We start from the raw sequence: 19,583 nt of genomic DNA on the forward strand, positions 1-19,583 counted from the left end.
AAAGGCTGCAACCGCAACCTTCCTTATTGAGAACATGTTAGTTGAAAATGGATTGTACTTTTAAAGCAACTTCTTTCGGTTTAACGTCAAGGAGTGATAGTTTTTCATATCTACCCACATTGGCAAATATGTACCTCTATCTCTATTTTCATTGGTGTATTCTTCACTTTGTCCAGTACCAAAAGTTCCTTCGATAATTTCAGCTAAGAAAAAGTATTGTGTACCGTTAAACTCAACCTTTGCAAAGCACTCATTAACGTTGACTTTTACACCTAATTCCTCAAAGGCTTCTCTTTTTGCCCCTGTTTCAGGATTTTCACCTTCTTCAATTCCACCACCAGGAAAAACATAGTAAACAGAACCGTCCCTATTTCTTTTAATCAGTCCAACCTTGTTATTTTCTACAAGCACAACCGAACCTCTATCTCTCATACATTATCCTCCCTTATCGCATGCACTTTATTTAATTAACCTGCCCCTTTAAAAAAACTGCCTTAAAGACAGCTCCGATCTACAGCTAAAGCACCTGTTAATTGAATAGACATTTTTATTGTATAAGTACAGATTCGTCATCCTTGAGTCTAACAACAGAACATTTATTTATATTTTCGAACACTTTCAACCTATCTTCTATTGACCTGCCAGAGTTATTTAGAAACAAATCTTCCCTATCATAATGAGGGAAAATAGCTTTATTAGTTAATCCTAGTGCTGTTAAATCCTGCATATCTACTGTATTTATCTGAGGTGTAAAATAATTGACCACTTCAATGTTTGGTCCAAGAATAATCGCTCCAGCACTTACCCCTACAATTATAGTGTTTTGTTTTGCTATGTCCTTTAATATTAAGTCAGCTCCACTTTTTTTCATATGATACAGCAAATAAAACGGATTTCCTCCGTTGATATAGATTACATTATATTTCTCAAGCAGTTCTGGTTTGTCGAATTCTATATCATTAAAATCAACCTTCTTAAATCCAAACCCTAAGAGGTCTTCTTTTGCTTTCATTGCGAATCTATTATTTTGTTTTTTATGAGAAGCAGTAGTAATTATTGTTGCTTTTTGATTACTCAAACCTCCATCAATTAGTTGCATAAAGAAAAAGCTTCCTTAAAGACAGCTCCGATCTTCAGCTAACTGACAAAGAACTTGAATATCATTTACAGGCATCGTACTCAATGAAATTTAATTGATTGAAGTAGCATACAGAAAAGGATGGAGCATTCGCTCCTTCACTTTCTGTATTATGGCACATAAATCGAAGAATAGTCTTGGTCTACGACTATCAGATGAACTTTTCCACCTTATTTAAGGGCAGTTTTATCATACTTATACCTTGGCTAAAAGCTCTAAAGGTTTACTGAGCTTTCTTGAAAAGATTGCCTAATCAAAAAGGAGATAGAGCAACATTTTGGTCTAGATCATATTTAAGCAAAAGTTGCAGTACTAAAATACTTGCTTTATTATTTAGGGTATAGTATATTAATTGACACATCAACTATTGAGCTATCAATTATTTTGTCTAACGTATGAAAAGAGGGTGTTTCTTGACGAATTCATGTTCTAATGAATCTTTTATTTTATATATAATGAACTGCCTTAACAAACAGATAAGTTCAAAATTTGAAAGTTGTACGGGCATTAGTCAATCAAGACATGATATCTTATATCAGCTTTATCAAGTTGATGAAATTAGTCAAACAGCACTTCAAAAAGAGGTTAACATTGACGGTGCAGCGATTACCCGGCATTTAAAACAACTTGAAGCGACTGGGATGATTTTAAGACGCAAAGATCCGGAGGATAATCGATTTACTCTTGTCTGTCTTTCAGATCATGGTCGCAAACAAATTATTCTCTACCAAGCTGAAAAGGCTCGTTTTGTCACTTTGATGCTTAAAGATTTTAAAGAAGAAGAACGTCAAGAGTTAACAGATATGCTGACACGCATTCAAAAAAATATAAGCCAAGTCTAACACTTGATTCGTTACAATTTGAAATGAGAATAACTATAAATTAAACTACTAAAGTTAAAAAGAGGAGACTATCAACTATGACTACTACAGCACAATTAACAAATGATTTCAAAGAAATTGTCACTGGACGCCGCTCCATAAAAAATTACGACAAATCCGTAAAAATCAGTAGGGAAGAAATGGAGGAAATACTTACCTTAGCGACACTTGCTCCTTCTTCAGTTAATATGCAACCATGGCGCTTCCTTGTAATTGATAGTCCTGAGGGAAAAGCAACACTTGCACCTCTTGCTCGCTTTAACCAAAATCAAGTCGAAACATCTTCCGCAGTAATTGCCGTATTTGGTGATATGAACAATTTTGATAACGGCGAAGAAATCTACGGTAAAGCTGTAGATTTAGGGCTTATGCCTTTAGAAGTAAAAGAAAACATATTAGCCTCATTTGCTGGATATTTCGAAAAAATCACTAGTGAAGAAATGAAAGAGGTCGTTCTAGTTGATGGTGGTCTTGTATCCATGCAACTAATGCTTGCGGCTCGTGCTTATGGCTATGATACAAATCCAATCGGTGGCTATGAAAAAGACCAAATCGCAGAAGCTTTTGGATTAGATAAAGATCGATACGTACCAGTTATGCTAATTTCAATCGGTAAAGCAGCAGATAATGGCCATCAATCAGTTCGTCTTCCAATTGATAAAGTCGCACAATGGAAGTAATGTAATAAAGAATCCATTCATTAAATTTCAACCGAGTATGTTATTTTTACTTTAATTATATATTAAGTTTATTATGCTTAACAAAAGAGAGGATGACGTTTAATGATTATCATTCATGCCGTATTTAATATTAATCCAGCAAAACAAGATGCATTTCTAGAGGAGATTCAACCGCTAATCGTAGCTTCAAGAGCGGAAAGTGGAAATGTTTCTTACACTCTTCACAAAGCTACAGAAAAAGACAATGAATTTACAATGGTTGAAGTTTGGCAAGATCATCTAGCGGTTGCAAGCCATAATTCAAGTGAGCACTTCACCTCGTTTGTTGGTAAAGCTAAAGAATTCCTTTCTTCACCTTTAAATGTTAACGCATTTGAAGGACAACCATTAAAATAATGAGTTAAAATGTATGGGATTTCCTATATCCCATCTTATAAAACAAAGAGTTGCTGCTTCGGTAAAACAAGCTGCAACTCTTGTTTATTTCCATTCCATTTTCTCGAACATCACGCGCTTATTTGGCGTACATAATCTGTGTGACAATTAACCTAAAAAGTCGATCTCCTCTACGTTAAGGAATCGACTTTTTTTACTTATTCTTCTTAATGAACTCCCTCAGTTTAATAGATAATGCTCACGAATACTCGCTTATTCGCAGGATTTCAAACCACATGGTATAGGTTGCTTTAGATGAACGAAAGAGATAGGACCGTTTTGATAAGATGAGGGCAGATTGAAATAGGGGATCTATTGAAAATCCCATATTATTACATATACTGCACGCATTTTCCACGCTGCCCTTGGAGGCTTTCCCTCCCATGTCTTAACGAGTCATATTCATATGCCCTTTCATTCCTTCGTCATGCCTATCCAAGGGGTGGAGGCCGGTTTTGCTAACGGAACGGGTCATTGCCCTTTTGTTCATTACATCCAGTACTCGTGCTTTCTTTGAATTCCTACGAATAAGCCAATGCTCGTGAATGACAATATCAAAAGGTAAGTTTCAGGCTGCTTCTGGAGTGATCGGGTAAACTTTTTCTGGGGAATAGTCAGATCCACTTCTGGCCATTCCCACTAAAACTCAAGTTGTTACTCCAGAATCAATTACTTGTGTTATATTTGCAGCCAAGAAACAAATAACCATGATAATTAAAGCAAACGAAATAACCCCTAAATATTTTTTCATGATTTCCCCCCTTATAGAAATTATGTATTTTTTTATTGATGAAATATCCTGCCCCGATAGTGGAATAAAGAAAAAGCTGCCTTAAAGACAGCTCCGATCTACAGCTAGCGCACCCCTTAATAAAGATAGCCTAAAAAATCTAGATCTCCTTCTTTCCAACCAGACTTACCAACTTCTTTAATCATTAACCCCTCAATTACTTCATAACCTATATCCCTTGTAATTTGACTTACATGGTCAATTTTTAACCATTTACATTTGTTCGTAACTGACTTGTACCCATTTTTTAAATACAACGTTTTGTTGTCAGCAAATAACAATAAAAAGTCAATATTTCTATTGCTACAATACTGTTCAATTTCTAAAAGTAACATCGAGCCTATCCCCTGTGAGCGAGTGTTTTGACTGACACATAAATCAATTAGACCAAGCACTCTTATAGGATTTCCGTTAAGATTCATCACTCTGTAATCTATTCCTACCTGTCCTACAAGTTGATTTTTTTCGTTAAAAACTACAAATCTAAAATGAGGTAATTGTTTAAAATAAATTCTGTTTTTTGGAAAGTCTTCTTGAAAACATTCGCTTAACAATTCTTGTATATTTGAAGTTAAATCATTACCCATCTCATAATCAAATACCATATCTATCTTCACATTATCTTCTCCAATTATCTTCATTAGAGCAGCCCCTCTAGTCTCAAACTAACGTACCTGTTAGTTCTATAACTATAAAATATCTCACTTTTTCTTCTTGCTATAATTCCAGCTCTTTTGTATCTTCCGAATAAAGATGATTTGACCAATGTGATATGCGTTATGAGTGGATACATTTCCAAGTATCTCCCACCACTTCGCATGTGCAGGGAAGCCATTTACTTCACTCTCAACTTTTTCTTCCGTTAATAAATCTTGCCATTGTAACAACACCTCTAAAAGTCGTTCTTTTAAGTCACTAAAACTTTTATTTTCGGGAATTATAAAACTTTTATTATTATCACCTATGGAAGGTACAGCATTAACATGAGATTTTTGGTACCTAGTTTGCCATGTTTCATTCCAATAAAGTAGGTGCTGCACAATTTCAGCAATACTATTACAATTTTCGTTAGGCTTCCAAAACGCTTCTTCCTCTGACAAATTTTCGACCGAGTCAGAAAATGGAAGGTACCAGCTAGGATCATTAGCATTAGCTAATAACTGATCGGATAAGACGTCTTTTGCATGAAACATGCTCTCCACACTCCTTCTTAAGGTTTATCAGAATTTAAATACCTTTATTTACTTTTAATCATTCTCTTTGATATGGTTATTCCCCTCTTTTATTAACTCTTTCCCAACTAACCTGCCCCGATAGTTGCATAAAGAAAAAGCTGCCTTTTAAAGACAGCTCCAATCCTAAGCTAAAGCACCCGTTAGCCATCCATGAAGCGCAAAAATCAGCGCTTCACCACAGAGAATGAAAATTGGTTTCTAGGTCGATAATGTTTTTTATGGCTGGCGAAGAAGGTCGTTGAACTATGGTGTCTTTGAGCCCATCCGTTAGTCTGACTCCGACGACCACGGTGTACCACCGACTGTCGTGCCCTTTATGGGTAGCACTCATGGGAGATTAATCCTTTTTTGGTCGTCGCGCTAGCCTCTACTTAATTTGCTATGATTGGAGGTTTTTGTTTAACGATTTACCAAACTCAATCAGATCACTCATAAGGCTCAGCCTTTTTTAAAAAGCGTTTTTACTGGGTCTATTTTGTTGTGGTTTTTTCTGGATTTTGAGCATTTTTAATTTTCATGGGAGTTCTTAAGGGGTAGCGTCAAGAAAATGCGGATTTATATCGTTAAGGAAATTTCGATACTAAAAATCCCAATTTCTCAGCATTAAAATTGAGAAATTGGGATTTTTTCGTTACTCCATTAAAGCGCTTTTTAACGGAACAATTCTATTCGTCATTCAACAGTTTCATAATCAACCTTCGTTGTAAACTGCTTATTGGTTTAACTTGAATGGCATCCTCTCAGCTCTTTAAACTCCCTCAACTGGGCTCCTGCTGATATTCCGACGGTCAATAACTGCTTCAACAATAAAGATTACTTACTTACTTTTAAAAGAAACTGATCGATACGTTCTTTTTGCCGTAAGTGGTGCCGGAAATGCATTTCGATTAGCTGAAAATATTCCTCTGCATTTAAATATCCCATTCTCCGGTGCTGAACTTTCTGGCTGGCCGGAATGTCAGAGAGCTTTCTCTCTATCTCTTGCATTTTCTCAATGATTTGAAGCAGTCCTTCCTTTACTTCTTCTTTTCCTGTAGGATTTGGCGGTGTGAAATCCGGTGTATCCGGACCTTTTAACCTGATTGGAGGAAACGTTCCTTCTTTGAAAATCGATTCGCCTATTTCTGTTTTTTTACCGCCATCGGAAGTAGTGCCATTAACACATTGCTTAATGGCTTTCAAATGAAGATGAAGGGTGCTCTTTATTAAATGATTGTACATTTGTCCTAATGACCATTCATCCTCAGAAGGCTTCCTTGTAAACTCATCTAGCGAATATTTACTTAACTCTTCAATATAGTATGTAGCCACCTGTTCGAATCGCTTCAATATCTCTTTTGTATCCAATAGATTTCCCACTTTCTTTATAATTTTCTTTCTCCTTAATGTTGAGTAGTACGTCCCAATGCTAAACTAAATAACATCTTCTGACATTAACTTCGACTTACTTACAAATAATCCCTTCTATTTTATTCAAGAATATGGTCAATTGCTGAACAAAGGTCAAAGAGCACTCTTCAACTAACCTGCCCCTTTAGTTCATTAAGAAAAACCGAAATTAGATCATTTCGGTTCATCTTTTTTATAAACGGTACGACTGATCTTCTCTATCCTATGTAGGTTGCCAACCAGGCGCTTGTAAAGTGAAAATCTACAAAAGCTGAAGAAGTATCCTAATCCGAATTCATTTTGGACAAATCAAAAAGGATCCAGACAAATAAAGGCATGGAATGATAATCATTCCATGCCTTTGAGTTAGAGGTTAAATCCCATCCAACCACTCCTAACTATCACTTTTTCCATACATATAGGTCGTTATTTTTTTACTGTTCACATTTTCTTAGCATTCAATCGTTTTTCCAATGCCTTAATCATGTAAATGCCTTGCTACACGTAATACCTGGTCGGCAAGAAGGGAGATTAATGACGAATCTGGCATGTTATGGAGGCTATCTGGGCTACTTTTTGGTAATGTCATAACTTCTGTTTGGTGTTTTGTGCTAAATGGCCATCGCTGTGATCCTGCAGGATGCATAGGTTTTTGTTGTATTGCAACTTAAAACACATGTTGGATAGTTATTCATTTCATTTAGTTTAGTAACCGAATTTTTTAATTGTGCATATTCTGTTACCACATGACATTTCAAGTCATCCTTCATTATTTTACACTTGTAGCAGACACTTTTGTGTCTGCTACATTCATGCTCTCAACTTCTTTTAATTCTTCTTCCATCTCACGTAACACGTTCGTAAAAATGTACGATAAGTTATGTACACATTCATTTAAAGATTGTGAGATTGTTGGTTTGATATCCCTTTTTTTATCTGACCTAATATTTGGCTTCCCTCTTTCATATGCCCTTTCCCCTCCCAAAAGTGAAAATACCCTATGTACACTATCCATATGAACCTGAAATCTGAACTATTCCAGTAGAAAGGAAGATGTTTAATAATTCTGAATTTCACCCATACTTGTACAATCAAAGTACATAAAAAGGAGTATGAATCATGGCTAAACAAAAAGTGAACATGACTAAAGAAGAAGGAAAAGAATTATTAAAAAAAATTCTCACTCATTCAGAAAAAAAGGAATCCCAACTTTCCCTAAAAAGAAAAAAGCCTGAAGCATTTTCACTCCAGGCCAGGTGTACCGCAAGGTTAATCAAAGCCAGAACTAGTCCGACACCCAATAAATATGGCAAGTACAGTATATACCGCATTACCCTTTTAGCACCTTACGGGGTGTTTTTTTATCCAATGAACAGAGATGGAGACTATTGTGTCATTTTCCTAATTAGAGCATAAGGTGATATTACCCAATTAATTTCCTCCTTAAAAACAATTAAGGAGATGTTTCTATATGTCACGTTGTGAATCAAGTTGTGATGACGGTTTTGGATTTGGTGGAGGTTTCGCCTTTATAGTCGTTTTGTTTATACTCTTAATCATTGTTGGAGCTAGCTTTGTTGGTGGATACGGCGGCGGTGGCTATGGTTACGGGGGCGGTTATGGAGGCTGCTGCTAAAATAGTATGAAAAAAGCCGACCTTTATTGGTCGGCTTCTTCAAATTTGATTCCTATTTCTGGGGAATGAATTTTAAGATGCAGTTCGTAGCGTGGCTTTCTTGAAGGTTTTCTCGATGCTACCCCCTATTGGGGTAGCGTCAGGAGAATGCGGATTTACAACGCTAAGGAAATGTCACCTATTAAAAAAGCCGATTTCCATCTCAAGGAATCGACTTTTTTAGTTATTCTTATTAAACTAACAACCCAGTATAAGCACTATTTTCGATTCTTTACCACTATTTTAAATAATTTTATAATATTCCATGATGAATCCACCTATAAAAAATTTTTTATAAACTAAAGAAAACATGGTAAAAAAATAACCATGTTTTCTTTTTACTCATTTTGCGGTGTCTACTATAAAAGTTATTTATTGATAAATTCTTTGTTAATTTTTTCAGCCTCAGCCATGTATTCTGTTTTAATCCCGCTCTTGACTCCCCACCAATAGAAACCAAGTGCTAAAAATGCGATGACCACCATATCCCAACCAAATGTAAGAATATTTTTTCCGCCGAACTTCTCACTTCCAATATAAGAAATGAAAATCATACAACCTAAGTAAAGAAGCATCCAAACACCTGATAAAAATTGTTTTTTGAATCCATTCCACTTATTTTTAGCTTGATAATAAAAGTAAATAGGTAGTCCAATGGCAATGATGAAAACGACTTCTCCTGTTAATGGCCAACGCGCCCAGTATAAAGTAAGCGATGCGAAAACAAATCCACAAGGTGCAATAATAGAAGCGCCTTTTAAGTGAAATGGACGATTAAAATGAGAAGCTGTACGTCTTAATGTTGTCAATGCAACTGGCCCCATGATGTACGAGATAAGTGTAGCAACTGAAATCACTTCAGCAAGTACGCCCCATCCGCGGAATAAAAATAAAAAGATAAAACATACGCCTAAGTTTAATAACATCGCTGGACGAGGAACACCATAAAGTGGATGTAATGTACCAAAGATATTCGGTAAGTACCCATTTTTCTGCATTCCATAAAGCATACGCGAAGTTGTAGCTGTGTAAGTAGCTCCTGTACCAGACGGTGATACAAACGCATCTACATACAATACAATCGCTAACCAGTTTAGACTAAGAGCAATTGCCAAATCAGCAAAAGGTGAATTGAAATTCAGATGACTCCATCCGTTCACGATCATAGACGGATCAACTGCACCGATAAACACAACTTGTAAAATAACGTATATAAAACCTGCAATTAGAATAGACCCAATAACAGCAATAGGTATAGACTTATTCGGCGACTTCGCTTCTCCTGCCATATTTACGGGACTTTGAAATCCATTAAACGCAAACACGATACCAGAAGTAGCTACTGCTGTTAAAACGCTTGCCCAACCATATGGTGCGATACCTTGAGAACTTGTAAAGTTTTCACCATGAAATCCAGCAAAAAATAAGGATCCTGCCATTACACCTGGAACAATTAATTTAAAAATAGTAATAAATGAATTTGCCTTAGCAAAAAGGTTAACTGTCCAATAGTTGACGAAGAAATAGAACAATAATAGTAAAGAAGCTATGAATAATCCTTTAGTCGTTAAGATATTGTTATCAACTAAAGAATGAGACCAACTGGCCCATTCCCAAGGCCACGTACTCATATATTGTACTGAAGCAATTGCCTCAACTGTAATAGTCGAAGCGATAGATATCCAGTTCGCCCACGCAGCTAAAAATCCAATAAAAGAGCCATGCGAATATTGAGGATACTTAACCATTCCTCCAGCTTCAGGAAACATTGCCCCAAGCTCTGCGTAAGATAATGCAATAAATAAAATTACAACCATACCGATAATCCAAGAAAAAATAGCTGCTGGTCCAGCAATCTGGGCAGCTTTCCACGCTCCGAACAACCAACCAGAGCCGATAATAGAACCAATACCTGTCATAGTTAAAGCAAAAGTCCCCATCTTTCTATGCATATTACTCATCTCTACCTACACCTCTTCCTAGGAAAATAAAAAACACTTGATCTATAAATCAAGTGTTTGCCCAGGCGCGCGGCTTATACTCTATATGCTCCCCCATGGTACTCCATGTTGCGCCAGTTACATATAGGAAAATAGTTTTTTTTATAGTATATAGGATTATTTTAAATTTCACAATACTTGAAAAATATTTATATTTTATAAATACCCCCATTGATTTTTCGTAATTCCCTATCAATATTCTTTTTAATTTGAAAAAATCAGGTGAATTAAAGTTCAAAAACAAACATTCGATTTTCAGAACACATGCTACATCAATATAATCATTTTCTCTTTAACATTATACTTAAAAATCTTTAAGAGCTTATATGCACAAAATAAACCGTTCATATTTTACAAATTATATCCCAACAACATTTACATAGGAGTAATGAACCAGATAGTTAAAATCTCATGATCCAACAGAGGAAATACTTGGAATACTCCATACCTTTATTGAGCATTTTTCTACAATAACTGTTCTTTTCTTCCTCAAAAAAAAGCCATGCACAAGTTGGGGGAAATATCTGAGGGATGAAGATCTCTCTTTATCTCACTTTGATTTGTCCACAATTTATGCACAACTTTAATTAGTGTCTAATATATTTAACTAATGTGAAACACACTCGGCATAGCTAGAGTGATGAACGTAGATTAAATTTCCTTAAACTAGATGATGTCCCTAAATCCTTATAATAAAATAACTCGTATCACTCATCTTTTTATTGAAATGGCACGAGGCTTCTTAACTGGAAATATCATCCTCGGATTTAACATCCAATGGTGTTCGTTTATCATTTTCAGCATGTAATAACTTGCTGCGACCAAGGCTAGGAAACGACCCCGAACCCGAATGAAGATCTACAATAGTCTTCTTGAATTCATTATTATATTTTACCTGTATTCTTACCTTCCAAGACGGACACATCCTCTCAAAAATCATTGTAAGGACTTAACTAAAATGTGTCCATGAAACTATGCTAACTCCAGATAGTGTACGAGTACACCATGCTTCTTAAACTACCCTGCCCCGTTAGTTCCGTAAAGAAAAAGCTGCCTTAAAGACAGCTCTGATCTAGAGCTAACGCACCCGTTAGTTCATTAAGAAAAGCGAACCTTATTAAAGAATCGCGCCCTATAGTTGAAGATCGATTAATTTAATTCAACTGGTGTTTATTGCAGAGCTTTCATAAAGTGTCTTATCAGCAAAAAAAAGGTTGGATATCTAAAAAAGTACCTAACCTTTTTTGTTACCATAACGAGTGTTATAGGCCCAGTGACAGGGTTCTGATAGTTATCCGTCAGATAGTTTCCAATTACTAGAAAATAATTCTTGCTAGTATCATGTAATTCACACCTCTGCAGCTTGCATAAGTTCGTATATTTTGCGAGTTGTATTTACATTTCTGATTGTTATTTGTTGGTATGGCTTTGAACCAACGAGTTTAGTCATACCGGATTTGGTAATATTTTTTTTTTCAACCGACCATAGAATGGCTCCAGGAACGTATTTCACCGTATCAATTTCTGGTTTGATGACCAGCTTATTGAGCACTGACTCATCATCAATTTCGTCCCATAAAAACAGCACATCGCTTCTCATCTGTTGGTCGTTCGTCCATGACTCTGGAAGGGAGTGTATGACTTTTTTAAAATCATCAAAACTACGGACTAAAACTTTGATTTGTAATCCGAAGTTTGTATGTATAGCCTCTTCTAAAATATGGGATATTGTTGTTTTTGATTGGCCATTCACTGTGAAAATAATATTACCTGAATTGATATATGTAGCTACAGAGCTCATACCCACTCGTTCAAAAGCTTGTTTAAGCAACTTCATGTTAATTTTATTTTTCCCACCAACATTGATTCCCCTAAGCAGTGCGACATAGACCATGATAATCCTCCTATTAGTTTGCATTTTATATTAAACATTTGACGGGTTAGAGCAAGAACCCTGTCACTAGGCCTTATAGACAGTTTTTATTTTGTCATATTTTATTTTTCAGGTTTTCTAGATTGTCTATATCTCCATTTACTATCAAACCAATATGATCGGAAATAACTTCAATATCTAAATCCCACCATTTTATTTCTAGCAATTTGCTAATGATTTCTTCTGAGAAACGGGTTTTAATTTTCTTTGCAGGATTTCCTCCAACAATTGTATATGGTTTCACATCTTTAGTAATAACTGATTTGGCTGCTATAATAGCACCATCACCTATGTTGATTCCAGGCATAATGACCGTATCCATCCCAATCCAGACGTCATTTCCAATTATCGTATCCCCTTTAAACGGCAATTGATCTAGCGTTGGTGTGTATTTCTCCCAACCTTGTCCAAAAATATTGAACGGATAAGTGGAGAAGCCATCCATCCTATGATTAGCTCCATTCATAATAAACGTCACACCGGGTGCTATGGCACAAAATTTCCCTATAACAAGTCGATCACCAAAAAATTCGTAATGATACAAGACTTGATCTTCAAAGGATTCTCCATTTTTTGCATCGTAATAAGAATATTCACCTGCAATAATATTTGGTCTAGTAATTGTATTTTTAATAAATTGTAAAATATTATTTCCTTTAATCGGATATTTATCTGTAGGATTCGGTCCATGCTGCTTATTTGATTCCATAGATATTCACTACCTTTCAAGGTTTTTATACAAAGCTTAACCGGCCTAACTTATTGCATTCCTCAGCGAACCACAAGGCCTTGTCAGGTCCTACTACCATACCATGTGGCTCCGCATTTTTCGTAGGAATAGGATATTCCGTAATTTCACCGTTTATTGTAATTCGACCTATTTGATTACTTCCCCATTCAGTGAACCATAAAGCACAATCAGGGCCGGTTACAATTGCGTGTGGACGAGCATTCGGAGTAGGAATGGTAAACTCACTTATTATTCCAGAAGTAGTAATTCTGCCAATTTTATTTCCGTTAATTTCTACAAACCAAAGTGCACCATCCGGTCCATTTGTAATACCCACAGGACCAGCCTGTTTTGTGGGTAACTTATATGTAGTCACTTCCCCGCCTATCGTAATCCGACCTATTTGATTACTCTGATTCTGAGTAAACCATAGAGCATGATCAGATCCAGCCACAATAAAAGAGGGATAAGAATCAGGAACTGGCAAACTATACTCAATAATTTCACCTGATGATAAGATTCTCCCTATTCTATTTCCGTTCATTTCTGTAAACCAAATGTCTCCATTATGTCCTTGCGTGATACCAAAAGGTCCCGAATCGCTGTTCGGTAGCGTATATTCAGTAATTTCACCTGTTACTGTTAGTTTTCCAATTTTATTTGTCCTATTTTCAGTAAACCATATATCACCCTGATCTGTAGAAGTGATAGATAGCACACCTGCATTGACAGTAGGAAGATCAATATAAGCCACTTTACCATCAACAGTCATTCGACCTATTTGATTCGCTTTATGTTGTGTAAACCATAGGGCACCATCTTTTCCCGTAGTAATTCCATAAGGACCTGAATCTATATGAGGAAGCTCAAATTCTTCAATTTTTATTCTCACGTTAATTCCTCCTTTTTCTTGTATAAAATTATTCTAGTAATTCGTTATAAAATAATTTAATTCTTACGAAAAAAAGTTTTGTATACGGGGCATTTTCAGTTAACATAATTCGTTGTTATCGGTAGCAACACAAATAACTCCGCTTCAATTTATTCGAACCGAGTTATTTGTGTTGAAAAATTTCTAATCAATTACAGCATTTTATATATTTCAATAAGGTTCCTATCTGGGTCTAGAAAATGTGCAATACGTGATCTCCATTCTTTACGATCGTGTGGTTTAGTAATAAATTCAATCCCATTTTCTCTTAAACGGTTATAAGTCTTATCAACGTCTTCTACTTCAAATTGAAGTAAAAATTTTGATTGAGATTCCCCTTCTAAAAATTAATTTTCCTCTCCGACCACTTCTGCCATGGCTTTTCGGGATAAAAGCTCGATTTTCGTTTCTCCGTTATTGAAAAGTGCATATTCCATTTCTTCCTCGTACCAACTTATTGAAAGTCCTAATAGATCTTTGCAAAAATTGGAGATTTTTTTAAAATCATTAACCAACAGTCTGATTTGTAATAACTTCAATTCAATCTCCTCCTAATAATATAATTCTCTTCATTTACAAAAAAACCCTTCTCTTTTCAAGAAAATGGTCCAATTGTTGAATAAAGATCAAACAGCACTCTTCAACTAAACTGCCCCTTTAGTTGCATAAGAAAAAGCTGCCATAATGACAGCCCCATGCTATTTGACGGTTTTTCTCATGAAGTTAATATCATCAATTTCTTTAGTGAATCCCCATTTTTCATAAAAAGATATTTTGTCAGATTTACAATACAATTCAAAGTGTTGCACAGATTGAAGTTTAGGGTGTGTCGTTACTTGATCTAACAATATTCGTCCCAAACCTTTTCCTTGATACTCTTCATGGATAATAACATCGAATATTAAGGCTTTATAGACAAAATCTGAAAGAACACGTATAAAACCAATGAGTCTATTAGTTTTTTTTTCACATATTCCTATGAGGATGTCTGTGTTTTCGAGCATTACCAACACGTCTTCAAACTTTCGGTTATCTGTCCACCATTCTTGTTGGTATAATTCGTAGAGTTCTATGATTTGTTGTTCATCTAGTGTTGAGATGATTTTGTAATTCATGTATGCTTCATTCCCTTCAAAACATATATATATTTATTTATATAATTCAATTTTAAGGTGTACAAGCCCTTTTTTTGCGATGTTTTACTAAATAACTATTACGCTCTCTCAATTGTGCTTGATGCTGCATAAAAAAGTGGGGGTTAATGCATCCTCTTACTCAATTAAATGGCCCATTTGTTGAATAAAGATCAAACAGCACTCTTCAACTATCCTGACCCTTTAGTTCCGTAAGAAAAAGGTTGCCGCAGCAACCTCCCTTATTGAAGTAAAGTACCTGTAAGTTCAATAACTAAACCTTTGATACTTCCCATAAGCCAATAGAAAACAAAAGGACCATAAGAAGGCACACTATAATATATATCGCCTATCTAACCCTAAATGGTAGTGAAGTTATCAAAAGATAAACAAAAATACCGAAGATTCCTGCTCCACTTACTACTTCACTCTGCTCTTTATCTTGCTCTTTAGTATATAGAATGGACAATATTAATCCTGTTAGAGATAAAAGAATAAGGAAGAGAAACCCTATATCTATGTTCAATTTAATTTTCCTCTCCTATTTTAGATGGATCTCGTTACCACCACTTTTAAAAGCTTATATTATAACTCCTTGTTGAACTATCCTGCCCCTATAGTTGCATAAGAAAAGGAGCTGCTGATCAGCTCCTGGTAATGAAGTAAAGCACCCTTTAGTTCAAGACAAATTGGGGTACGGCAACGATTCGTTCTTTTTTGGGCCACTCACAAAAAGCTAGGGCAAATTCATTTATTTTGTTGAATTTACCTTAACTTTTTTCTTTAGTGTTCACTTACAACAAAGTTGTTTAATTTTAATATTCCATACATTACACCGTTCGTAAATGGGACAGTGTTCAAAAAAATAGTTATTTAATTATCTTCACCCTGTACTCATTTTTACAAAAAATAAATAACAATAAAGTCGATTAAATCTGCTTAAGCTTCAACAATTGCTCCCGATTCTGGAATATTGAAATATGGAAAGGCTGCTTGATTGATTTAACAACGTTGTGCAGTGACAATAAAGTCGTTTAAAAATAAGCTGTTCAAGGCATATTCTTACGTAAGTAATGGTCTCGATTCTTACCATAAAGTTGTTTCATTTTGCACAGTCAACAAGACTGCATGATGCTCATTTAGGAAATATAGTTGTTTGAAAAAACGGTGGAATGCGGATTTCTGTGGTCATTAACCACCTCGAATGTCTGACATATTTTTAGGAAATCTCTTGCATTGAAATTGCTATCGTATTCTAAGTATGGTTCACGTCAAAGTTACGTTTGTGGGGATCATGTAAGACCTACTAAATGGTTGACAGTTGGTCGATGAAGCAGGAAACTTCCGCCTCTTAGGCGGTGGGTAGTTCACCTATTCAAAACAGGTATTGTTTATTTCACCCGAAGCACTATTTTTCCCTTGGATGTCCGATTTTCGATACTCTCATGAGCTTTTGCTACTTCAGATAAATCCAGTACTTCTGTTACATCGACCTTCACTTCGCCACTTGCCACATAAGAAAGGGCTTTTCGTGCTGCTTGTGCAACGATTTTTGGATGGTACACACTTAGTAACTGTAGATTAAATCCAAGGACTGCTTTGCTACTAAACCAAAGTTCATTCGCAGATGGGGTAACGTCTGCTGCTTCACTTGCATTGCCCATGACAACCAATCGTCCTAATGGGGACAAGAGAGATAATCCTGTTGTTCTGGCTTCTCCTCCTACTTGATCAATGACAATATCTATACCACTACCTGCAATAGTTTGTGCGTATTCATCTCGTAAATAAACTTCGTCATAGCCTAAACTTTTGGCATATGCTACTTTTTGTTTGCTTCCTACTACTCCAATCACCCTACCTGCTCCAAGGGCACGGGCCATTTGCCCGATCGCACTTCCTACTCCACCAGCGGCAGCATGTACCAGTACCGTTTCGCCTTTTTGTAAATGTGCCACACTGGATAAAATCATCATCGCGGTCGTTACATTGGATGGATATGTTGCTGCTACTCGCATATCTACAGTTTTTGTTTCTTGATCCAACGGGATAACCAAATCCTCACTCACTTTCACTACCTCTGCATATCCACCACCATTTACAATTGTTAGAGCTGCAACAGGTTGACCTACTCTTACTCCCGTTACTCCTTCACCGATTTCTCGAATTGTTCCAGATACCTCAATTCCCGGAACAAATGGAAGCGCTAAATCCTCTACAACACCTTTACGAAATAATACCTCCGCATAGTTAACACCTGCATAAGCAACATCAATTGTTACTTCTCCAATCCCAGGTTGTGGAGTTGCTACTTCTTTCTGTGTAAGTACGGATGCTTCTCCAAATTGTGGAATGATAATAGCCTTCATTTTTTCTCTTTCCCCTTTCGCTTGCCTGATAATTACTAGGCATTTTTTGTTTATTTTCTTATCAATGATTTTATTCTAATAGCTACCAATATTATTACGAGTTTTTCATTATACTAGTATTTCAGTAACACCATAAGGAGAGAAATCTGGATGGAAAACAGAAATATAAAAGTGCTTGGGGAGTTTTTAAAGTCACGACGAGCAAAGATTTCTCCTGATGGGCTACATGTTTCGACTGGAATGAGAAAACGAATTTTTTAAATAGAAGCATTATAAACCAGAGCTGAATTTCTCCTAACTGGCCCTAAATATGATTGTTGGCTGCCTACACCTAAAATGTTTTTAATGGTTCTTCAACGGAGTAACATTCTTACACCTATGTTAGTTCGAATTTTTTTACGTACTATCATGCCTTTATTGTCACTTTAAGAGGTAATTTGCGCTTATTTTAAGTGTTATTTTAAGATGCCTCATATTCCCCAACCCTTATTTCAATAAATTTACATTTACCATTTTACGCTAATTCTGTTAAAAAACATATCCCTTATGGAACTATCCTGCCCCGTTAGTTCCATAAGAAAAAGCTGCCTTAAAGACAGCTCCGATCTTCAGCTAACGCACCTGTTACTTTAAGTACAATTCTTCACAATCTTCTTCGATAGTCGAACTAGGAAAGAGCATTGCTTTATTTAAGGCATCGCCTCCTTTTATTTCAAAAAGAATAAAAGATAAACTTAGTCTATTCGTATTTTTATTAGTGTCTAATTATTAAATTGTTCTAACTTTTGTGGTTTTGCCCAGATTAAATAAAGATATCCTAAAATCCCACGTTCATGCTTCTTAATTATCAAATTGGATTGCTTAACTATTTCTAAGATATCTCGATTTTGATGGCATCCAATAGCATTAACTGCAGCCTTATCAAGTTTCTTTTGAATCCAAGCCAGGGGTGGGACGGAAAAGAGCCCATGTTCCAAAAGTAATATCTGTCCATCTTCTTTACACCATTTATTAAAAAGGTTTAAAACATGTACTGGATTTTCATAACCGCAAAAAGAACCGGATGAAACAATTGTATCAAAGGAATTATCAGGAAAATCAAGGCATTCAACATCAGATAAAATAAATTTGGCTTTTACCCCATATTTTTTTGCAGATTCTTTAGCATGTTCAATCATTTTGGGGCTGAAATCTACTCCTAAATATTCTATACCTTTTGGATAGAAGGAAAAATTCATTCCAGCCCCAACAGCCACTTCTAAAGTCTTTCCTTTAACCGATTGGAAAATTTGCTTTCTCCATTTATTTTGCTCTTGTTTTTTAAGCTCTTTTGAATATTTGGCAGCTTGTTTATTAAACTTTTGGATTAATTGCTCTTTCTTCATAAGCCAATTCACTTCCTGATACTATAAATTTCGCATCATCTATTATTATACCAATTTAATATTTTTTCCATATTTCACCATCCGGTTTGTAATCTTGGGTGAATTCTTGTTGAACTAACCTGCCCCGATAGTTGCATAAAGAAAAAGCTGCCTTAAAGACAGCTCCGATCTTCAGCTAACGCACCTGTTTGTTAATTAAGGGTAGTTTTTCACTTGAATTTGAATGTATGATTATATATATATCGGACATTCAGATTGCCGCCAATTGGCGGCCTTCTTATGACGCTACGCACCCGTTGCCAATTATTCATTCCTTCGAAATACTGATTATTTCATATAGATTACTACAAGCATCCATAAAGCCAAAGCACCAACGATAGCAAGTGCTATACGCGTAGATAGTATCCGTACTTCAAAGTCGGTTTTCTTGGATGGTTCAGGATATGCAATTACGTAAATTCCCTTTAATAGTGCGAGCCATGCAATGACTGTGGTGAATCCCTGCCAGTTTAATGCCCATACATTATGCAGGATAACAGTGCCTAATCCTAGGAAAATCGATAGAAAGCCATACATAATCCCAAATCCTCTGTCCTCGACCACTAATTTTTTCAGTTCACGTAGTACTGATGGACGTACGAAAAGTATTCCCGATACGACAACCGTCATCCATCCCCAAAACAGCCCTAAAAAGGCACTTACTTCCATTATTTATCTCACTCCTTTCAATATATTTATATTTTTTCTAGTTTGAAAGTATGATTATTGTAATGATCGTACATTAAAAAGGCCGCCAATTGGCGGCCTTTTTATGGCGCTAACGCACCTGTTAGTTTAAGTATGATACTTCACATATTAAAAAATTTAATCTCTATCTAA

17 protein-coding genes, 2 pseudogenes and 1 riboswitch are annotated in these 19,583 nt (G+C 35.8%); of the genes and pseudogenes, 5 read left to right on the forward strand and 14 right to left on the reverse strand.

The window, feature by feature from the left end; genetic code table 11:
• Nucleotides 1-60 precede the first annotated feature (60 nt).
• Together AC3ISB_RS16645 and AC3ISB_RS16650 are read right to left on the reverse strand one after the other, a co-directional pair.
• Nucleotides 61-432 (reverse strand): NUDIX hydrolase, encoded by a 372-nt coding sequence (locus AC3ISB_RS16645; protein ID WP_353617943.1) that lies wholly within the window; start codon nucleotides 430-432, stop codon nucleotides 61-63.
• Between the two features lie 115 nt (nucleotides 433-547).
• A complete protein-coding gene (locus AC3ISB_RS16650) occupies nucleotides 548-1,099 on the reverse strand; it encodes a Type 1 glutamine amidotransferase-like domain-containing protein (RefSeq protein WP_489273734.1) in 552 nt (183 codons plus the stop codon).
• Nucleotides 1,100-1,551: 452 nt separating this feature from the next.
• Here AC3ISB_RS16650 and AC3ISB_RS16655 point away from each other — a divergent pair, with 452 nt between their 5' ends.
• The 3 genes from AC3ISB_RS16655 to AC3ISB_RS16665 all read left to right on the forward strand — a co-directional run bounded on the left by AC3ISB_RS16655 (nucleotide 1,552) and on the right by AC3ISB_RS16665 (nucleotide 3,095).
• Complete coding sequence (locus AC3ISB_RS16655) at nucleotides 1,552-1,980, forward strand: MarR family winged helix-turn-helix transcriptional regulator (protein ID WP_056529680.1); 429 nt, start codon at nucleotides 1,552-1,554, stop codon at nucleotides 1,978-1,980.
• Nucleotides 1,981-2,057: 77 nt separating this feature from the next.
• Nucleotides 2,058-2,699, forward strand: a complete 642-nt coding sequence (locus AC3ISB_RS16660; RefSeq protein ID WP_056529677.1) for a nitroreductase family protein — start codon at nucleotides 2,058-2,060, stop codon at nucleotides 2,697-2,699.
• A gap of 102 nt (nucleotides 2,700-2,801) precedes the next feature.
• Nucleotides 2,802-3,095: a putative quinol monooxygenase gene (locus AC3ISB_RS16665; protein ID WP_056529674.1), complete on the forward strand. Its 294-nt coding sequence runs from the start codon at nucleotides 2,802-2,804 to the stop codon at nucleotides 3,093-3,095.
• Nucleotides 3,096-4,001: 906 nt separating this feature from the next.
• On the opposite strand, the gene AC3ISB_RS16670 is transcribed toward AC3ISB_RS16665, so the two are convergent.
• From AC3ISB_RS16670 to AC3ISB_RS16680, 3 genes are all read right to left on the reverse strand, one after another.
• Entirely contained in the window at nucleotides 4,002-4,565 is a 564-nt protein-coding gene (locus AC3ISB_RS16670) for a GNAT family N-acetyltransferase (RefSeq protein ID WP_480340674.1), read from the reverse strand.
• 60 nt (nucleotides 4,566-4,625) lie between these two features.
• Complete coding sequence (locus tag AC3ISB_RS16675; protein WP_141994624.1) at nucleotides 4,626-5,117, reverse strand: DinB family protein; 492 nt, start codon at nucleotides 5,115-5,117, stop codon at nucleotides 4,626-4,628.
• A gap of 855 nt (nucleotides 5,118-5,972) precedes the next feature.
• The gene (locus AC3ISB_RS16680; RefSeq protein ID WP_144553789.1) at nucleotides 5,973-6,506 is read right to left on the reverse strand and encodes a DinB family protein; all 534 of its coding nucleotides are present in this window, start codon (nucleotides 6,504-6,506) and stop codon (nucleotides 5,973-5,975) included.
• Nucleotides 6,507-7,667: 1,161 nt separating this feature from the next.
• Between AC3ISB_RS16680 and AC3ISB_RS16685 the strand changes: the two genes are divergently transcribed.
• Both AC3ISB_RS16685 and AC3ISB_RS16690 read left to right on the forward strand, forming a co-directional pair.
• Entirely contained in the window at nucleotides 7,668-7,964 is a 297-nt protein-coding gene (locus AC3ISB_RS16685; protein WP_489273735.1) for a hypothetical protein, read from the forward strand.
• A 55-nt stretch (nucleotides 7,965-8,019) separates the two neighbouring features.
• Nucleotides 8,020-8,136 (forward strand): annotated as a pseudogene (locus AC3ISB_RS16690) (YjcZ family sporulation protein); the annotation flags it as partial.
• 455 nt (nucleotides 8,137-8,591) lie between these two features.
• Here the strand turns inward: AC3ISB_RS16690 and aimA are convergent.
• The 9 genes and pseudogenes from aimA to AC3ISB_RS16735 all read right to left on the reverse strand — a co-directional run bounded on the left by aimA (nucleotide 8,592) and on the right by AC3ISB_RS16735 (nucleotide 19,412).
• The gene (gene aimA / locus AC3ISB_RS16695) at nucleotides 8,592-10,184 is read right to left on the reverse strand and encodes a glutamate/serine transporter AimA (RefSeq protein WP_377408632.1); all 1,593 of its coding nucleotides are present in this window, start codon (nucleotides 10,182-10,184) and stop codon (nucleotides 8,592-8,594) included.
• 52 nt (nucleotides 10,185-10,236) lie between these two features.
• Nucleotides 10,237-10,315: riboswitch (ZMP/ZTP riboswitch) on the reverse strand.
• Nucleotides 10,316-11,571: 1,256 nt separating this feature from the next.
• On the reverse strand, nucleotides 11,572-12,117 hold the full coding sequence (locus AC3ISB_RS16700) for a DUF1697 domain-containing protein (protein WP_141993438.1): 546 nt from the start codon (nucleotides 12,115-12,117) through the stop codon (nucleotides 11,572-11,574).
• Nucleotides 12,118-12,211: 94 nt separating this feature from the next.
• A complete protein-coding gene (locus AC3ISB_RS16705) occupies nucleotides 12,212-12,865 on the reverse strand; it encodes a Vat family streptogramin A O-acetyltransferase (RefSeq protein ID WP_480338750.1) in 654 nt (217 codons plus the stop codon).
• A 25-nt stretch (nucleotides 12,866-12,890) separates the two neighbouring features.
• Nucleotides 12,891-13,778 (reverse strand): Vgb family protein, encoded by an 888-nt coding sequence (locus AC3ISB_RS16710; protein ID WP_489273736.1) that lies wholly within the window; start codon nucleotides 13,776-13,778, stop codon nucleotides 12,891-12,893.
• A 191-nt stretch (nucleotides 13,779-13,969) separates the two neighbouring features.
• A pseudogene (locus AC3ISB_RS16715) lies at nucleotides 13,970-14,356 on the reverse strand (VOC family protein).
• 159 nt (nucleotides 14,357-14,515) lie between these two features.
• Nucleotides 14,516-14,932, reverse strand: a complete 417-nt coding sequence (locus AC3ISB_RS16720; protein ID WP_489273737.1) for a GNAT family N-acetyltransferase — start codon at nucleotides 14,930-14,932, stop codon at nucleotides 14,516-14,518.
• A gap of 1,409 nt (nucleotides 14,933-16,341) precedes the next feature.
• The gene (locus AC3ISB_RS16725) at nucleotides 16,342-17,319 is read right to left on the reverse strand and encodes a quinone oxidoreductase family protein (protein ID WP_141993442.1); all 978 of its coding nucleotides are present in this window, start codon (nucleotides 17,317-17,319) and stop codon (nucleotides 16,342-16,344) included.
• A gap of 761 nt (nucleotides 17,320-18,080) precedes the next feature.
• Nucleotides 18,081-18,704, reverse strand: coding sequence for a class I SAM-dependent methyltransferase (locus AC3ISB_RS16730; RefSeq protein WP_489273738.1), 624 nt, complete (start codon nucleotides 18,702-18,704; stop codon nucleotides 18,081-18,083).
• A gap of 327 nt (nucleotides 18,705-19,031) precedes the next feature.
• Entirely contained in the window at nucleotides 19,032-19,412 is a 381-nt protein-coding gene (locus AC3ISB_RS16735; protein ID WP_141993444.1) for a hypothetical protein, read from the reverse strand.
• Between the last annotated feature and the right edge of the window lie 171 nt (nucleotides 19,413-19,583).

It is taken from the genome of Peribacillus sp. GL_122 (assembly GCF_057835005.1).